The sequence below is a fragment of the Bifidobacteriaceae bacterium genome, from assembly GCA_031281585.1.
Classification (GTDB): Bacteria; Actinomycetota; Actinomycetes; order Actinomycetales; family WQXJ01; genus JAIRTF01.
Genome location: JAITFE010000138.1, coordinates 1 through 16,911 on the forward strand (window position 1 = coordinate 1; position 16,911 = coordinate 16,911).

Annotated in this window: 15 protein-coding genes; 6 read left to right on the forward strand and 9 right to left on the reverse strand. The window is 67.5% G+C overall.

What is annotated here, in order from left to right; all coding sequences use genetic code 11:
• Positions 1–254: hypothetical protein (locus LBC97_14530; GenBank protein MDR2567246.1), on the forward strand; the 254-nt coding region annotated here is incomplete at its 5' end.
• Positions 255–368: 114 nt separating this feature from the next.
• Here the strand turns inward: LBC97_14530 and LBC97_14535 are convergent.
• The 4 genes from LBC97_14535 to LBC97_14550 form a co-directional block, all read right to left on the reverse strand.
• Positions 369–1,250 (reverse strand): matrixin family metalloprotease, encoded by an 882-nt coding sequence (locus LBC97_14535; GenBank protein ID MDR2567247.1) that lies wholly within the window; start codon positions 1,248–1,250, stop codon positions 369–371.
• Between the two features lie 519 nt (positions 1,251–1,769).
• The gene (locus tag LBC97_14540; GenBank protein ID MDR2567248.1) at positions 1,770–2,468 is read right to left on the reverse strand and encodes a hypothetical protein; all 699 of its coding nucleotides are present in this window, start codon (positions 2,466–2,468) and stop codon (positions 1,770–1,772) included.
• A gap of 328 nt (positions 2,469–2,796) precedes the next feature.
• The gene (locus LBC97_14545; GenBank protein ID MDR2567249.1) at positions 2,797–3,714 is read right to left on the reverse strand and encodes an AEC family transporter; all 918 of its coding nucleotides are present in this window, start codon (positions 3,712–3,714) and stop codon (positions 2,797–2,799) included.
• A complete protein-coding gene (locus tag LBC97_14550) occupies positions 3,702–4,559 on the reverse strand; it encodes a PHP domain-containing protein (GenBank protein ID MDR2567250.1) in 858 nt (285 codons plus the stop codon). Before LBC97_14550 ends, LBC97_14545 begins: the two co-directional genes overlap by 13 nt.
• A gap of 477 nt (positions 4,560–5,036) precedes the next feature.
• On the opposite strand from LBC97_14550, the gene LBC97_14555 reads away from it, so the two are divergent.
• The 5 genes from LBC97_14555 to LBC97_14575 all read left to right on the forward strand — a co-directional run bounded on the left by LBC97_14555 (position 5,037) and on the right by LBC97_14575 (position 11,439).
• Positions 5,037–6,593, forward strand: coding sequence for a PQQ-binding-like beta-propeller repeat protein (locus LBC97_14555; protein MDR2567251.1), 1,557 nt, complete (start codon positions 5,037–5,039; stop codon positions 6,591–6,593).
• 115 nt (positions 6,594–6,708) lie between these two features.
• Complete coding sequence (locus LBC97_14560) at positions 6,709–8,256, forward strand: aminopeptidase P family protein (GenBank protein MDR2567252.1); 1,548 nt, start codon at positions 6,709–6,711, stop codon at positions 8,254–8,256.
• A gap of 108 nt (positions 8,257–8,364) precedes the next feature.
• Entirely contained in the window at positions 8,365–9,657 is a 1,293-nt protein-coding gene (locus LBC97_14565) for a CBS domain-containing protein (GenBank protein MDR2567253.1), read from the forward strand.
• On the forward strand, positions 9,650–10,342 hold the full coding sequence (locus LBC97_14570) for a DUF1003 domain-containing protein (protein ID MDR2567254.1): 693 nt from the start codon (positions 9,650–9,652) through the stop codon (positions 10,340–10,342). Before LBC97_14565 ends, LBC97_14570 begins: the two co-directional genes overlap by 8 nt.
• A gap of 11 nt (positions 10,343–10,353) precedes the next feature.
• Positions 10,354–11,439: an Mrp/NBP35 family ATP-binding protein gene (locus LBC97_14575; GenBank protein MDR2567255.1), complete on the forward strand. Its 1,086-nt coding sequence runs from the start codon at positions 10,354–10,356 to the stop codon at positions 11,437–11,439.
• A 28-nt stretch (positions 11,440–11,467) separates the two neighbouring features.
• On the opposite strand, the gene LBC97_14580 is transcribed toward LBC97_14575, so the two are convergent.
• The 5 genes from LBC97_14580 to LBC97_14600 form a co-directional block, all read right to left on the reverse strand.
• Complete coding sequence (locus LBC97_14580) at positions 11,468–11,791, reverse strand: DUF4143 domain-containing protein (GenBank protein MDR2567256.1); 324 nt, start codon at positions 11,789–11,791, stop codon at positions 11,468–11,470.
• A gap of 7 nt (positions 11,792–11,798) precedes the next feature.
• Positions 11,799–12,365 carry a hypothetical protein gene (locus LBC97_14585; protein ID MDR2567257.1) on the reverse strand — a complete coding sequence of 189 codons (567 nt, stop codon included), beginning with the start codon at positions 12,363–12,365 and terminating at the stop codon, positions 11,799–11,801.
• Positions 12,366–12,479: 114 nt separating this feature from the next.
• The gene (locus LBC97_14590) at positions 12,480–13,262 is read right to left on the reverse strand and encodes a helix-turn-helix domain-containing protein (protein MDR2567258.1); all 783 of its coding nucleotides are present in this window, start codon (positions 13,260–13,262) and stop codon (positions 12,480–12,482) included.
• A gap of 352 nt (positions 13,263–13,614) precedes the next feature.
• On the reverse strand, positions 13,615–14,823 hold the full coding sequence (locus tag LBC97_14595; protein ID MDR2567259.1) for a hypothetical protein: 1,209 nt from the start codon (positions 14,821–14,823) through the stop codon (positions 13,615–13,617).
• 45 nt (positions 14,824–14,868) lie between these two features.
• Positions 14,869–16,578: a dihydroxyacetone kinase family protein gene (locus tag LBC97_14600; GenBank protein MDR2567260.1), complete on the reverse strand. Its 1,710-nt coding sequence runs from the start codon at positions 16,576–16,578 to the stop codon at positions 14,869–14,871.
• Positions 16,579–16,911: the final 333 nt, after the last annotated feature.

Consider the following 16,911-nt stretch of genomic DNA (forward strand, 5'->3'; position numbering starts at 1 on the left):
TGGGGGAGACCGGCGGCCGCAGGCGCGACGGCGCCGGTCGGGGCCGGGGCGGTTCCGGCGGCGGGTCGCGCGGTTCCGATTCCCGTTCCGACGGCCGCTCGAAGGCCCGCACCCGGGCCACCGGTTCGGCCCGCCGCCAAGCCGCCGATGCCGACCGGTCCGGTTCGCCCAAACACGGCGACTCCCAGGGCGCCGGCGCCCCGAAACGCTCCCGCCGCCGCACCCGCGGCGGCAAGGCAGTCCAGCAGCCCTGATCGGCGTGCCCTGAGCTTGGGGCTCCGCTTCAGCGCGCGCGGGGACCGTCGGGCACTCGGCCGGCCCAACGGGCCCAACCAGCCCGGCCCGGTCAGCCGACCCCGATCAAATGGTCAGCACTTGGGGACCACGGCCGCGAAGGCAGCCACGTCCTGCTCGAAGATGCGGGTCTTGCCCGTCGCGTAGGCGTACATGACCGAGTCCGGCAGGTCGGAGTGGCCCAGGCCGAAGGCGTGGCCAATCTCATGCAACACAACCAGCACCGCCTCGTCATGGTTCGCAGCCAACGCGCGCTCAAAATAGGGTTCGTCCAGCATGATGTCTGAGTTGGTGATCCCGAAGCTGGTGTGGTAGGTGATCGCCAAACCGATCGAATCGGCAGAGGCGGCGTTGGAGGCGCCCCGAATTTCCGCGGACGGCACGTATTCGAAGGTGATCTCGACCGCCGCGACCGGCACGTCCTTGTCCGGCCGGATGTTCACGCCCGTCATCTCGCTGGCCAGGGCCACTGCCTCTTCGACCGCTTTCCTGCCGCCCGCCGGATAGTCCCCCACCAGCTCCCACGTGACCGGCCCGCAGATTAGCTTGTCGCCGCCTTCCTGCAGGTCACCCGCCCAGACGTAACCCTCGGGCAGCCCGTTGGGGCCGATCTTCACGTTCTCCGCCACGGGCACCTGTGTGCGCTCCGGCGTGAAACTGTTCCATGCCAGGTGGACCACAACAACGGCCAGCACGAACGCCACAACGATGGCGACTAGCTTCGGCCCCGTCTTCAGCCGTCGCCGGGCCGCCTTCGGCTCGCCCCACATGATGGGCGTCGGGCTGGGCGGGGCGAACATCGGGGGTGGCGGGGCGAAGCCCCCGCCCCATCCCCCGCCAGCCGCGCCTGGCACCGGATTGGTCGGGTACGTTCCGTTCGGCCCAAAGCCTCGGGGCGGTTGGCCGCCGACCTGGTACGGCGGCTGCGCCGCCGCTCCCGGCAGCGGAAACGACATCGGAGAAGGCGAATAGCCCACAGGGGGCGGCACGGAAGGCCTCGAGGCGGCAGGCGGCCAGCCGGTGCCCGGAGGCGGCACGGAGCTTTGGTACGGCGCGGAATACGGCTGCGGATAGTTTCCGGGAAATGGCACCGCCGCAGGCGGAGGAGTCAGCGGAACAGGCGGGGTCAGCGGAACAGGCGGGGTCAAAGGCTCGGCGGGAGAGGCAGGCAAATCGGTCGGGGATGAAGCCGAATCGGTGCGGGCGAATGGTCCAGCGGCACCGGGCACCGGCCCTTGATACCGGCTTTGAGGCTGGGCCAGCGGACTGTCGAGGGCGGGCGGAGGAAGCGGGGGACGCCAGAAATCCTGACCCCGCACCGACGTCCAGCGCTCCTCGCTGCGGTCGGGCGGGCCACTGGTCACTCACCCATTATGGCCACTCGCCATTGGCCAGGCCAGCGGCCACGGCCCGGCAACCGGGAATGCCCTTCTGAGGCTTGCCCGTGCGGCCCCGACACCGCCCGCATGGTCCCGTCAGCGAAGTTCGCCTGGCAGGCCGCCACCGAAGCCGGGCCGGGCGACCAGGCCGAGCCACCGGCGCAAAGCGCCGGCGGCCAGCTTGATGCGGGTTTGACAGGTACCCAGGCTCGGACGGGTGATCAAAGCGAACCACCCGGCGACTGCGGCCCACGCCTCACCCGCCCGCACTCTGAGCGGAAGCTGGTCAGCCCGGACGGTCGCAGCCAGCGCGCATGGGCAGGCGGCCGCGGTGACGCTTGCCCAGGGGATGGCGTAATCCGTGGTCAGGCGACCGGTGCTGAGGCAGCAAACCCCAACGCCCGCAATAGGCCTGACCGGCCATACGGGCCGGGATCCGGTTCCCGCCCAAGGACCTGCGGGCAGCCCCTCGAGGGAATCCTCAATCCGCACATGCTCAATCCAGCCCGTGTGGCGGTCAAGCCCCTCAAAGCGGCCGCCGTCCGGAAGGGTCACCGCTAAGACCACGTCCGCGAGCTGGTCCACCCAGGTCAGGCCGACCAGGCCGACCAGGCGCGGATCCGCCACGCAGCCGAGTTCGACCGGCCACAGGGCTTCGTTGATCCAAACCTCATGGTTGACGATTTGCGGATCAGACCCGTCGCTTGGCCTCAGCACCACCTCTGGCAGCTCGCCCCAGCCGTCCACACGTTGCCCGGCGGTGGCGGCGATAGCCGCCGCAACCCGCCCAAACACGACCATTCTTCTTCCGACTCCAATCGACCGTTCGGCGGCGCGCACACGCGCCGCCGCTGAGGAGCGAAGCCGGGACAAGTCCATTTAACCAGGTGGGGCCACCCGAAGAGAAGGCGGTGGCCGTCAATTCGTGAGATTCTCAGGGTTTCCACCTAAGAAAGTGAGCAACGTCACACCGTGCCCGAAGGCGTCCGGCCCGGCCCACCGCGCGTCCGGTGCACTGCGCGCTGGCGGTCGCCGACTGCCGAAGGCAACCGGCGCAGCGCCACAAGTTCCAGCGCGCCCAAGTCGGGCGGGGCCGGACCGACGCGGCCATGGCGGCCGTTGTTCAGACCCAGTTCTGAACCAGCCAGAACACCAACGGCAGGCTGGCGAACATCAAAACGTTCGACTGGACCACCGTCTGAGCCGAGAACTGGTACGCGGTCCGGTGCTGCGCCGCCAGCACCACTGTCATGGTGCCGCACGGCAGCCCGCACATGACCGCGGCGACGTTTGCGCCGAGCGGGTCAAGCCCAATCAGGCGCCCGGCCGCCAGCAGCGCGACCGGCCAGACCAGAAGCCGCAGGAAGTTGATGGCGTAACCGTAGGGATTGCGGATCAGGTCTGCCGGGGCCGAATCTGCCAGCCCGAACCCCACGATCATCATGGCCAGCGGCGCCATCGCCGCCCCGATCATGCCGAGCGCCCCGTTCAGCTCCGAGGGCAGCGACCACGGCACGAAGTAGAGCACCACCGCTGCGACACAGGCCACCACAACCGGGCTTTTGAACACCCGCGCTATGGAGAACTTCCGTTCCGGCGCCATGTTGTGCTCCCCGAACGTGAAGAACGCCAGGTTGAAGATCAGGTTCCCGGCCACCGCGCACAGCAGCCCCGCCTGGCCGTACAGCTCTTGGATGATCGGCATCCCGATGAACGTCATGTTCGGAAAGGTCACCAGGTTGACGAAGGCGTGCCGGGTGTCCCGGTCCAACGGCAACGCCTTCGACAGGACCAGCATCGCCAAGACGCAGACCACGAAGTAGGCGGCCAGCACCGCCGACGTGGTCCCCACCGCCGTCGCCAACTCCTGCGAGTACGGCCGCGAAGCCGCCACGACCACCGCGAACGGCGTGATGACCTGCATCAGCAGCCGCCCCAGGTCCTGGGCGAACCGCTCTGAGACGAAGCCCGACCGCCGGAGGCCGAATCCCAGCCCGCCAGCCAGGATGATCTTGGCACCGACCGCGATCAGCGCGCCCACTGGCCCTCCCCCGCCAGCGGCAACTCGCCTTGTCCAAGGATGGCGGCGAGCGTCTCCGGGTCCGTCAGGTTCTCCCCCAACCGATTGGGTTTGCCCGCGCCGTGGTAGTCGGAGGCCCCGGTCGTCAACAGCCCCAGCTTCTCCGCCAGCGCTTTCAGCCGCTCCCTTTGCTCCGGCGGGTTGTCCCGGTGGTAGACCTCCAGCCCTGCCAGCCCCGCTTCCACCATTTGGCCGATGCCGTCGTCCCCCACTATCCGTTGACGTCCCGTCGCCCCGGGGTGCGCCAGCACCGGGACGCCGCCAGCCTCCCTGATGAGTTCAACGGCCGCAGGCGCCTCCACAGACCAATAGCGCACGTAGTAGGGCCCGCGCGGGTGCAGCAACTGGGCGAAGGCCGCGCTGCGGTCGGGGATGGCCCCCAACGACACAAGTTCATCCGCAATGTGCGGCCGCCCGATCGCTATCCCCCCGGGGGCTCTGGCCTCAACTCTTTCCCAAGCGATCGGGTAGTCCCTGGCCAACCGCTCCACCATGGCTTGGGCGCGTTCCCGCCGGGCGTCTTTGATCCGGTCCATCAGGTCGATCAGCGGCTGATAGGCCGGATCATGGAGGTATGACAGCAGATGAACGGTGATGCCGCTGGCCCGCGCCGACAACTCCGTCCCCCGGACCAGCCCAATCCCGAGCGCCTCGGCGGCGGCCGTGGCCTCCGCCCAACCCGCCGTCGAATCATGGTCGGTCAGGCCCACCACGTCCAGCCCGGCGGCCTTGGCCGCCGCCATCACCTGGGACGGCGTCTCAGTGCCGTCCGAAACGTTGGAGTGGGTGTGCAGGTCGATCCGCATCGTCCCATTTTCTCAGGCTTTCCTGGGTACCAAGTCCCCCTCCCTGCGCGTCAGGGCCCGCGTGCGCCACCCGGACCAACCCCTCCAAGACACGCCAAGTGCGACTGAAACCACGATCGTGATCCACTGGTGGATCAAGAAGAGCTTGGAGGTCGCACTTGGGGCGCCCACAAGGCGTCGAAACCGCGCAAGTGCGACTGAAACGACGATCCTGATCCAGTGGCGGATCAAGAAGACCACGAAGGTTGCTTGAACGCCCGGCGCCGATGAATTGGCCAGGGCGTGGCGATTTGTCTGCTCGCAGCAGACCCGGCCGCTTGCCCCCGCCAATAGGCTGGCTGTGCGTTGGTCCATCCGGGAACCTGCGCGCGGTTGCCGCCAAGGCCGACGGCATTCCGGCCGCAACGGCCACGCGCTCGGTTGACGCAGGTGGGACCAGCGCCGTTCAGGGCTGTGGTGCGACCAAGGAGGAGCGAGATGTACTGTCCAAACTGCGGGGAGCGATTGGCGCCCGAGGACCGGTTCTGCGGCGCTTGCGGGCTTCCGGTCCCCCTACAACCGGCGGCGGCCGAAGCCGCCCCGGCCGCGCCAACCGGGGCGCCGCCGCAACCCTGGCCCTCCCAGCCGCCTAATTCCTCGCCGCCCTGGGCCGCGGGTGAGCCGCCGGCCCCCAGGCGCCGGGGCCGCGCCAAGTTGATCGTCGCCGCCGCCAGCGTGCTGGTGGTGGCGCTTGGAGGCTTGTCGGTCTGGTTCTTCACCCGCCCGGACGCCCCCGCGACGATTCGGTATCAACCCGCCGAGGACTTCCTCGCAGAACCGGAGTTCGGCCCGGACACCACAGCGGAGTCGCTGTTCGACGGGGATTTCGACAGTGTCTACCTGACCACGTTCAGCCCCTCGGGCAACCTGATCGCCGCAGTCGCGCAGTCGACAGGCAAGCCAGCGAGCCCGTCGGAAGCCGCTGCCGTGACCGCCATTTTCGCCGACGGCTGCGAACCGGCGTGGAAAGAGCCGGTGGACCTGGCGGTGGCCTCGGGGTTCGATCAGCCCGAGGTCAACGACCTCAAGTTCACCGATTCGGACTACATGATTGTGAATGTGGGCAACGGGGAAGACGCCGGCGAGGAATCGCTGCTGGTGGCCATGGACAGCCGCGGCGCGGTGCTGGGAACCACGACCGCCTATGGCGAGTGGTCGACCGTTGGCGACCACGTTGTGGTCCGAACCGAGGACGGCCAACTGTCTGTTCGGTCGGCGCAAGACGTGGATTCGGAGCTTTGGCACGCGAAGGCGCCCGATTCGAGTTACACCGTTAATCCGGGAAACTCTCCGGACCCGGAGAGTTGGCTCGGTCGCCTGATGGGAAAGGGGGGTGCCTATTACATTGAGGCGAAGGACGGCTACCGCGAGTTGCGGACCGGGGAGAAGGCTTCCTTGGGCAAGCCAGACGAGGACACCCAATACCTGTCGACGCTCGAAGGCGTGATCCTGCGGGCCACGCAGGACCCGGACGGGGAAGACTGCCAAGTCATGCGGGTCGATCCCGCGACCGGCAAGGACCTGTGGAACGCCGCCATCAAGTCTGAGACCTTCGGCGTGTGGGATTCCAACGCCAAGGCGTTCTTGTTGGAAACGGTCGAGGAGGGCGAGGTGTCTGCCATCGACGCCGCCACCGGCGAGGAATTGTGGGCGCATGTGATCGGGGACGAATACCCGAGCTACGCGAAGCTGCTCGCGGACGCGAGGGCCATAATGTTCGCGCAGTCCCCCGGCGACGGGGGCTGGGCCGCGATGCTGGTCGGCCAAGATGGCACCGAGGCGTCAAGGTTCGAGATCGGGACGCCCACCTCGCTGGTGTACGGCACCGCAGTCCTATACACGGTCAGCGATGGCACGTTGATCGCCTATGACCTGCAAGGGGAGGGCGCCGAGTTGTGGACCCTGGACTTGGACGAGGATGACGCAGCGTGGTCGTTGGGCGGGAACCTTCTAGTCGGCAACGCCGAGCACATGCGGCAGCTGGTTGGCAGTTGAACCGGGTCCCCACCACGCGGGACCCCACAACCCGAAGCCCCTGACGCCCGATGCCGCCGCCACCCCAAGCCGCCGCCGCCGCCCCGGATAGGCGGACAAGGCCTAAAGTAGCAGGGTGAACCAAGGCACCGACCAGCCCCTCGAGGCGCGCGGCGACAACCGCTCGCGCCGGCCCAATTCCAAAGCGTTCCGCGAGCTCATGGCCCGCGATTGGGGCGCCGTCGCCCCTGAGCCGGGCGCCGGCGAGCGCCTCCAAAGCGCCGACCCGGCCGCCGAACGCCGCCGACGCCTGGGCCGTGAGTTCCCCGGCGACCGCTTGGTCATCCCCGCCGGGCAATTGCGGACCAGGTCCAACGACACGGACTACCGGTTCCGCCCGCATTCGGCGTTCGCGCACCTGACAGGCCTGGGCGCCGACCAAGAACCCGAGGCGGTCCTGGTCTTGGAACCAGTCGAAGACGCCGAAAAGGCGCTCCTCGCGGGCGAGCCCACCCATGAGGGCGTCCTCTACATCCGCCCTCCCGCCACGCGCGACACCCCCGAGTTCTACTTCGACTCGCGCTACGGCGAGTTCTGGGTGGGCCGCCGCCCCTCCCTCCAAGAGGTCGCCGCCCAGACCGGGCTGCGCACCGAGCACCTGGACCAACTCAGGGACGCGCTCGCCAAGGACGCGGGCCAGGTCCAGCTTCGGGTCATCAAGGAAGCGGACCAAGCCGTCACGGAAACGGTGAGCCAGGTGCGCGCCGAGGCGGGCGCGCCGCCGTTCGCCGAACCGAGCCCCAACCCGGCCGAGGACCCCGACGCGAGACTGGCGGAGGCGGCATCGGAGGCAAGGCTGGTCAAGGACGCCTATGAGGTCGCCCAAATGCGCCTGGCGGTCCAGGCCACCATCCAGGGTTTCGAGCGCGTGGTCAAAGCCCTGCCGGAGGCGGTCGCGGCCGAACGGGGCGAGCGGGTCGTGGAGGCCCGTTTCGAGACGGGCGCCCGCGTGGCCGGGAACGGCACCGGCTATGAGACGATCGCCGCCGCCGGGCCGCACGCCACCACCTTGCACTGGATCAAGAACAACGGCCCCGTCCGCCCCGGCGAGCTTTTGCTGCTGGACGCCGGCGTGGAGGTCGACTCCCTCTACACCGCGGACGTCACCCGCACCATCCCCGTCTCCGGCCGTTACACCGACGTGCAGCGCCGCGTTTGGGAGGCGGTGGTGGACGCCGCCGATGCCGCCTTCGCCGCCGCCCGTCCCGGCAACCTTTTCAGGGACGTGCACGATGCCGCCATGCAGGTCATAGCCGAACGTCTAGAAGAGTGGGGGTTGCTTCCGGTGACGGCGGCCAAGGCGCTCGGACCCGAGGGGCAGCAGCACCGCCGCTGGATGGTCCACGGCACCTCCCACCACCTGGGGTTGGACGTGCACGATTGCGCCCAAGCCCGGGAGGCCCTCTACCTGGACGGGCGCTTGGAGCCGGGCATGGTTTTCACAATCGAGCCGGGCCTCTACTTCAAACCGGAGGACTTGGCGGTGCCGGAGGAGTACCGGGGGATCGGCTGCCGCTGCGAGGACGACATCTTGATCACCGCGGCCGGGGCCGAGAACCTCTCGGCGGCCCTCCCCCGCCGCGCGGACGCCATCGAGTCCTGGATGGCAACCCTCCGCGGCTGAAAAAAGGGACGGTCCTTTTCGCCTAGACGGTGGGGGCACACGTCGAGCCAGCGGACTCGCGGCCGCTCGCGGACCCGCCCCGAACCCGCCCGCCACTAGGCTGGTCGCATGAGCCATTCGCGTCGCGTGTTCGTGGCGCGCCTGGCCGGCACGGCCGTCTTCGACCCGATTGGAGACCGCGTCGGCTGGGCGCGCGATGTCGTCGTCACCATTGGCCTGAAGGGCCGCCCTAGAGCCATCGGCTTGGTGGTGGAGGTGCCGGGCAAGCGGCGCGTGTTCTTGCCGTTCACAAGGGTGACCTCGATCGATGCGGGCCAGATCGTCTCGACCGGCCTGGTCAACATGCGCAGGTTCGAGCAGCGCCCGGTGGAGACGCTGGTGGTGGCCGAACTGCTGGACCGGCGGATAGTCCTCAAAGACAACCGCCACGCGCTGATCGAAGACGTGGGCATTGAGGCGCATTCGGTGGGGCGCGGGGAATGGGAGGTCGCCCAACTGTTCGTGCGGGTCCTCAGCGGGGCGCGCGGCATCGGGCGCAACCGCGGGCCGACCGAGCTGGTGGACGTGCGGGACGTGCCGGACTTGGCGGGGCAGGCGGGCGTGCAGGGTGTGGGCCAGCTGATGGCGACCTGGGGCGACATGAAGCCGGCGGACATGGCGGATCTGTTGCATGACATGCCCAAGGGGCGGCGCCTGGAGGTGGCGACCGCGCTGGACAACGACCGGCTGGCGGACGTGATGCAGGAACTCGGCAACGACGACCGGCTGGACGTCATCGAACATCTGGGCAGGGCCAGGGCGGCGGACGTGCTGGAGGCCATGGAGCCGGACGACGCGGCGGACCTGATCAACGAGCTCCCCCAAGACGAGGCCTCGATCCTGCTGGCACTGATGGAACCCGACGAGGCCCAAGGGGTGCGCCGCCTGCTGGCCTACGGCGAGAACTCGGCCGGCGGCCTGATGACCACCGAGCCGGTGATCATGCCCCCCGAGTCGCCCATCGCCCAGGCGTTGGCGGCCGTCAGACGCCACGACCTGTCGCCGGCGCTCGCGTCGATGGTGTTCGTGACCCGGCCGCCATCGGAGACGCCGACCGGGCGTTTTCTGGGCGTGGCGCACATTCAACGGCTGCTCAGGGAGCCGCCGCACCTGGCAATCGGCGCCGTGTTGGACACCGACATCGAGGAGCTCAGCCCGGGCGACCCGCTGGGGCGGGTGACCCGCCTGATGGCCACCTACAACCTGATCGCCCTGCCGGTGGTGGATTCGGACCGCCGCCTGCTGGGCGCCGTTTCCGCCGATGACGTCCTGGACCACCTCCTCCCCGAGGACTGGCGGTCCGGGGACGACGATTTGACCGACCTATCGCTAGGACCCGCCGAGGAGGTGCCCCATGGCTGACCGGCTAGACACACCGCGCGACAAGAAGCGGAGTTGGTTCGACCGCCGCCGGGAGGCCGTTGGCGGCGACCGTTTCGGCAGCGGCGCGGAGGCTTTCGCCCGTTTCATGGGCACCGCCCGCTTCTTGGTCTGGATGACCCTGTTCTGCATCGCCTGGCTGACTTGGAACTCGTGGGGGCCGCTGAATCTCCGTTTCGACGAGGCGCAGCGCGGTTTCACCGCGTTGACGCTGATGCTCTCCCTGCAGGCCTCCTACGCCGCGCCCTTGATCCTGTTGGCGCAGAACCGCCAGGACGACCGCGACCGGGTCACGGCGGACCGCGACCGCATCCAGGCGGCCCGCAACCTGGCGGACACCGAGTACTTGGCCCGCGAGGTCGCCGCCCTGCGGATCGCCTTGCAGGAGGTCGCCACCCGCGATTTCCTCCGCTCGGAGTTGCGCGACCTTTTGGAGGCGTTGGAGGAGTCCCGTTCGGAGTCCGCCCAGCCTTCGTTTGGCGCCCAATCCGCCGATGCCGACCGGCCGCCCACCAGCACCACCCAGGCCACCAGCGGCGGCAACGGCGCCGGCCCGACCGCCGCGAGCATGGCAGCAGACCCGGTCGCCGACGCTCCGAGCGCCACCGCCGACCCGGCGCCGACCCCCAGCCCCGACCAGGACGCGGGCGGGACGAGCGGCAAGTAGAATTGGCGGCCGTGCCTACACCCACACGCGAACAAGTCCTGGCCGCGCTGGCCACCGTGATCGACCCGGAGATTCAGCGGCCGATCACCGACCTGGACATGGTCCACTCCGTCGAGATTGGCGAGGCGGGGGCCGTGACGGTCGAAATCCTGCTGACTGTGCCCGGCTGCCCGCTCAAGGACCGACTGGAGCGCGACGTCAAACACGCGCTGGCGGCACTGGGCGGCGTGGGGCTGGTGACGGTCCGCATGTCCACCATGAACGAGGCGCAGCGCGAGGCGTTGAAGACCAAGCTGCGCGGCGGCCGCCCGGAAAAGTCCATCCCGTTCGCGGAGCCGGGGTCCAAGACGCGCGTGATCGCGGTCGCGTCCGGCAAGGGCGGGGTCGGCAAGAGTTCCGTGACCGCCAACCTGGCGCTCGCGCTGGCGGACTTGGGGCTGGCAGTCGGCGTGCTGGACGCGGACATCCAGGGCTTCTCAATGCCCCGCATGCTTGGGGTGGAGAACGAGCCGACGCAGGTTGACGACGCGATTCTTCCGCCGGTGGCGCAAGGCGTGAAGGTCTTCTCAATGGGCATGCTGGTGCCGCCCGGCCAGCCCGTGATTTGGCGCGGGCCGGTGCTGCACCGCGCGGTGCAGCAGTTCTTGACGGACGTGCTGTGGGGCGACTTGGATGTGCTGCTGATAGACCTGCCGCCCGGCACGGGCGACGTGCCGTTGTCGATAGCCCAGCTGATTCCAGGTTCAAGCTTGATCGTGGTGACCACGCCGCAGCCGGCGGCGGCTGAGGTGGCGCAACGCGCCGGCGCTTTGGCCTTGCAGACCAAGCAGGAAATCTTGGGCGTGGTGGAGAACATGAGCTGGTTCGAGGCCCCGGACGGCTCGCGTGTGCCGATTTTCGGCGAGGGCGGTGGCCGCCAGGTCGCCGAAAACCTCAGTTCGGCGGTCGGCTCTGAGGTTCCGCTGTTGGGCCAGATCCCGCTGGACCAGGCGCTGCGGGAAGGCGGGGATACGGGCTCACCGGTTGTGGCCTCGGCCCCGGATTCGGCGGCGGCGACCGCCTTCCGCAAGATCGCCGCCGGGTTGGCGCCCGCCTGATCGCGGCGACGAATCGCGGCAGTTTGCGTCAAGGCCCCAGCAGCCCGAGCGGAACCGCTGCGGTCCCGTCTTCGAGGCGGTGCGCGAATCCGCCTGAGGTGATGATCACCTTGTCCACCAAAGTGTCGCCAATTTGACCCTCCAACCAATTGAGATGCTTCGCGGCGGGGGCCGAGGGCATGGCGCCGAGTTTGACCTCGATGGCAAGAATTCGGTGATCGGGCCTTTCCACAATCAAGTCAACTTCATGTTCGCCCCGATGGGTGCGAAGGTGGCTGACGCGGGCTTCCAACGGCTGGGCGAACACGCGCACGGTCAAAGCGACCAGGGACTCGAACAACGCCGCCAGCACACCGTCTTCAGTCCGGGTTTCGGTGGGGGCCCTCGGCTCTGAGCAACGACTCGGGCGTCGAACCTGGGAGGCGTGCCGCCAGAGCCGGGTCGGCCAGGTGGTGTTTGGGCGCCTGCGCCAACCGCTTCAGCGGATTGAATTGAGGTATCCAGGCGGGGAGCGGGTCGAGAATCCAGATCCGCTCCAGCAGCGCCCGGTATGCGGCCACGGTGTTCTTGCTCGGTTTGTCGTCTTGGCCCGGCGTCGCGGACGCGAGGATCCTTGCCCCCGATGCCGTGGTCGAACTCGCGGCCGCATAGGCCGTCAGCCACGCCAGCAGTTTGCCCAGCCGACGAATGCCCTCACCCAGCTCCGGTATGTCTCGCTCGACGATCTGCTCGACATAGGACCCAATGGCCCGGCCGCGCAGTTGATAGGGGTCGGATCGGATTCCCGTGAAGCCCGAGGACACGATCTCTTCGACGTAGTCGCTGAGGCGCAGCTCGGATCGGCCCTCGACCACCTCGCGTCCTCCAGCCAGCAAAGCCGCGAGCGGCACCGCGGAAATGGCCACTCCACGCTCGGTCAGTGTCATGGGCCGCATCCTCAGGCGCACAATCCGCCCGGCGCCGGAGCGGAGCCGCGCCTCGCGACACTCTATTGGGCGGTTTCGCGAAGTCTTGTTGGGCGGTTTCGCGGAACGGCGGCCTCAGGAGCGAACGAAGCCGGTGGCCTTGAGGTCTTGCTCGATCGCCGCGACGCGGCCCAGCACCGGTTCCAGGAAGTTGTCGATGATCTCTTCGACGGATTGCGCCAGCAGCGGGATCGAGACGTTGATGGCGGCCACGGGGTATCCGGATGTGTCCCGGATGGGCGCGGCCAGGGCCCGCAGCCCGACCTCCAACTCCTGGTCAAGCAAGCAGTAGCCCTGACCCCGGACCCGATCCAGTTCCGCCCGCAGCGGCTTCATCTTGGTGATGGTGAACGGCGTGCGCGCCTCCAAGCGCAGGTCTCGCAACTGCTCTTCCAACTCCCCCGCCGGCAAGAACGCCAAAATGGCCCGCCCCATCGAGGTCGCGGCGGCAGGGAACCGAGTCCCCACGTTAATGTTGACCGCCATAATCTTCTTCGTGGCGACCCGAGCCACATAGACGATATCTCTGCGGTCCAACACCGAAATCGACGATGCGGCCTCCACCTGCGCCGCCAGCAATTCCAAGTGCGGCATGGCAATCTCTGGGAGGTTCATCGAAGAAAGGTAGGAATGCGCCAACTCGAGCACAGCAGGCCGCAGCGAAAAGCGGCGGTCCTGCGAACGGACGTAGCCGAGGATCTCCAACGTGATCAAGAAGCGCCGGGCAGCAGCACGAGTCAGCCCAGAGCGAGCCGCGACCTCAGACAACGTCAATGCCGGATGGTCTCCATCGAAAGCCTTGATGACCCCCAGTCCGCGCTCGAGGGACTGCACGAATTCTGTGGGGCGCTCTTCCACGGCCCGCCCTCCCTGTTCGTCTAGCTAGTAGTTGAATCGTTCATTGTGTCTGTGGTCGCCGACGCGTAGCACCGGCCATGAAGCGTGGGGTGCCCGTGATCGGTGCCGCCAGCGGCGTCTCCGGTCACCCGGGACCCACGGTGTCGCGCACCAATGCGGACTCCCCGCGAAAGCACTCTACGGCATTCTCCGCAACTTCCGGGATTCTACATTGCCCGGTGCGCCGCAGCGTGCCGGATCCAGCGGATCCGGCCAAACACAAGGACGGGCTCTTTCGGCCGCATCGGGCCGGAAAGCTCCTGGGAGGCAACCCTAAAGGTTGCCTCCCAGGAGCTTTCCGGCTAGTTCGGTTCTAGAACTTCAGACCGTCCCAGTCAACGCCGCACGCGGGGGCGTCCGGGTTGACGTCCGGGCCGAAGAACTTGACGATGACGAGGTCCTCACTTCCGGTGTTGACCACCTCGTGCGCCTGGGTGGCGGTCGGATGGCACAGGAACAACTCGTCTTGACCGGGCACCTGCCCCGTTACCGTTTCGCCGGCTATGGTGCCGGTGCCCTTCCACGCCAGGAGGTTGTACGCACCTTTCTCGACGACTGTGGCTTTCGCCCCTGGCTTGACGATCAGGCGTTTGCCGGAGAACTTCTTGTAGTTGCCGTGGAAGATCCAGGCCTCGCTGCCCCACGGTCCCTCGCTGAACACAACTGGAGAAATGTGCAGTTTGGCGTAAAGGTCCGGGTCGGCGTTCAACTCCCAATCGACCCAACGCATGGGAGCCCTTTCCGCAAGCCGGGCCTTGTCCTCCTCGGTGATGTTCTTGTACAACATCGCCTTGTCCAGGATGCGGCACACCGACCACGCCTGGAACAAGGAGATCGTGTCCGCAGATTCTTGCAACTCGATTGTGAGCGCGCTGCCCGGGGCGTGCAGCAGACCCGAAGGCGCGTAGAACCCCTCCTCGTACATCTGCTTGTAGCCGCGGGAGTAAGCCAGGATTTCGTCGGAATCCCAAGCCACCAACTCTTCGTGGATCAAGTCCTGCGCCCCCTGGCCGACCAGCCACGGATGCACACCCAAGAACGTCTCCGGCTGCGGACCCATGTCAACGCCCGACGGGAAATAGTAGGCCTCGTCCTTCGAGGACTGGTGAACCAGGTCCGCGTGAACCTGCGGGGGATGGATGTGCATCGGGATCCGGTAACCGTAGTCCAGAATCTTGCACAACCGGCCCAAATGCGAATGCGTCGCCGCATATTCCGCGCCCATCACCAGTCCGGGCACCAACTGCTCGGCGTCTTTGAGCAGGAAGCGGTCCCCTGTGGATGCCTGGACGGTGCTCAATCCAGTCCCCGGAGGCACACCCGGGCCGTCAACCTCGGTTGTGGACGCCAGCCAACGCTCAACCACCTCTCCCGCTTCCCCCCGGTCGACCTGGTCGTCCGGCAAGTTCATCCGCCGACCCGAAGGTGTCCAGAAATTCGAATTCCAGAACACTTCGGGCCGCAGCACGCCGTTCGAAGCCTCGATGACACGCTCAAGATCTGCGCGTGTAATTTCACTCATTGAAACAGTTTCCTTTCCTGCGAATAGTCAATAGAAAAAAGAATTTCAGACTGCACTAGTCCCCTGACCCAGCTTCGTCACGATCATGGCAAATGATGTGGCACCAGCGTCCGGTGTGCCCAGCGAGTGGGTGCCATGGGTGCGGGCCCGCCCGACCCGTGCAACGATTTCGGCCGTCGCGGCGGCAGCTGATGTCGACTCTGCCGCTGCGGCACGCCACGCCGATCCGAGGTCCGCACCGGCCGCGACCTCACGGTCCAGCGCGGCGGCGAACGGGATGATCGCGTCCACCATCGTTTTGTCGCCAACTTGCGCACCGCCACGGGAGATGATGGCGTCTCGGTAAGCGCGCACCGCAGCAGCAGTCGCAGCGTCATCCGGCGCGCCCTGGTCGCCGAGCACCGCCCCAGCCGCAGCCAGGCCGCCGCCCCACAGCGCCCCCGAGGCCCCGCCGGCGTCATTCGACCAAGCCTCGCCAGCACACTTCAGCAGCGTTTTCACGCCCGCGCCAGCTTCGGCCGCCGCGCGTGCCGCCCGTGCCGCCCCGGCCGAGCCGCGCCGCATGCCGGCTCCATGGTCCCCGTCACCAGCCACCGAATCGATGGCTCCCAACGCGGCCTCCTCGGCGGCCAGCAAGTCCCGCACTGCCTCGAACATGCCGGCTAACTGCGCGGCCACCGCCTGCGACTCCGCCGAAGCCGGCGGAATTACCTGCTCGTCGTCTTTCGCCTCAGCCACCACGCGCCGGTCCCGCGCGCCGACCGAGCCACGGCCGAAATACGCGCAGTCGGCCGGTTCGAGCCACAGTCGCTCGAATTCGTCGGTCAAGTACATGATGGAGAGCGAAAGGCCTGCCATGTCGAGGCTGGTGACCAGGTCAGCCACCAAAGGCGCGACCAGAACCATGCCCGCTGCCTCGATGCGGTCCTTGACTCGCGCGAAGACCAAGTGCAACTCGTCGGGCGAGGTGGTGCCCAGTCCGTTCACCAGCACAGCCACTCTCTGGCCGGAAACCGGCGGGCGCTCCTCAAACAGCCCGTCCACAAGGAGATCGGCGGCGTCATTGGCGCTCCCAACCGGAGCTTCTGCTATGCCTGGCTCGCCGTGGATTCCCAAGCCAACTGCCATAGCGCCCTTGGGCACGGTGAAGAGCGGCGAGTCCGCGCCAGGCAGGGTGCACCCTGTCAGCGCCACGCCGAAAGTCCGGGTGGCAAGGTTCGCCGCGAGCGCTATTTGCTCCACCGCGTCCAACGGCTGGCCCTCCTCTGCGGCAGCGCACACTACCTTCGCAACCAGGAAGCTGCCGGCGATCCCGCGCCTGTTCAAGTGCTCTTCGGGTGATCCCGAAGCGATATCGTCGGTCACTTTCACCATGCGGATGTCTAGGCCCTCGCCTCTCAGCGTCTCCGCCGCTGCCCCGAAATGCAGCATGTCGCCGGCGTAGTTGATCGGCAGCAACAGCACGCCGCCTCCGTTATTCGCAGCGCGTATCAAGGAGACCACCTGCGCCTCGCTTGGAGATGCGAAAATGTTCCCGCACACCGCCCCGTGGACCAACCCTGGCCCAAGCCATCCGGCAAAGGCCGGAAAATGCCCCGAGCCACCGCCCATCACCACCGCGACTTGTCCAGCGGGACAAGCCGTCGCTCGCACAGCTCCTCCAGGCACCGCCACCACGCGGTCGGCGTTCGCGAGCACGTAGCCGCGCAAAGCCTCAGCGGCGAAGACCGCCGGATCGTTCTCCAACAAAGCCATAGTCTTAAGACCTCCTCAATACGATTTTGGGTGCGGCATCACCAATCACGCCGCCGTCCCTTGCACAGCCCAAGCCCAAGCGAAGTCTTGGGTTTCCAGTCGAACCCCTTCGCCGACAACTGCGTCTTCCGCCTTTCCCCATATGCGCCGCTGGTTCCAAATCACGCAGTTGGGCACAGTCTTCTCCTTCGAGGGCTCGGCCTTCTTCACATATCATTACAGTCCTGCCAAAGCCATTACGCCAGAGACCAGAGGGCTATGGATCCAGCAATTCTGGCACTGGTTCGGCAGCGGGGCGGTCGTCATGGCGGACCTGCGGTCGCAAAGAACAGT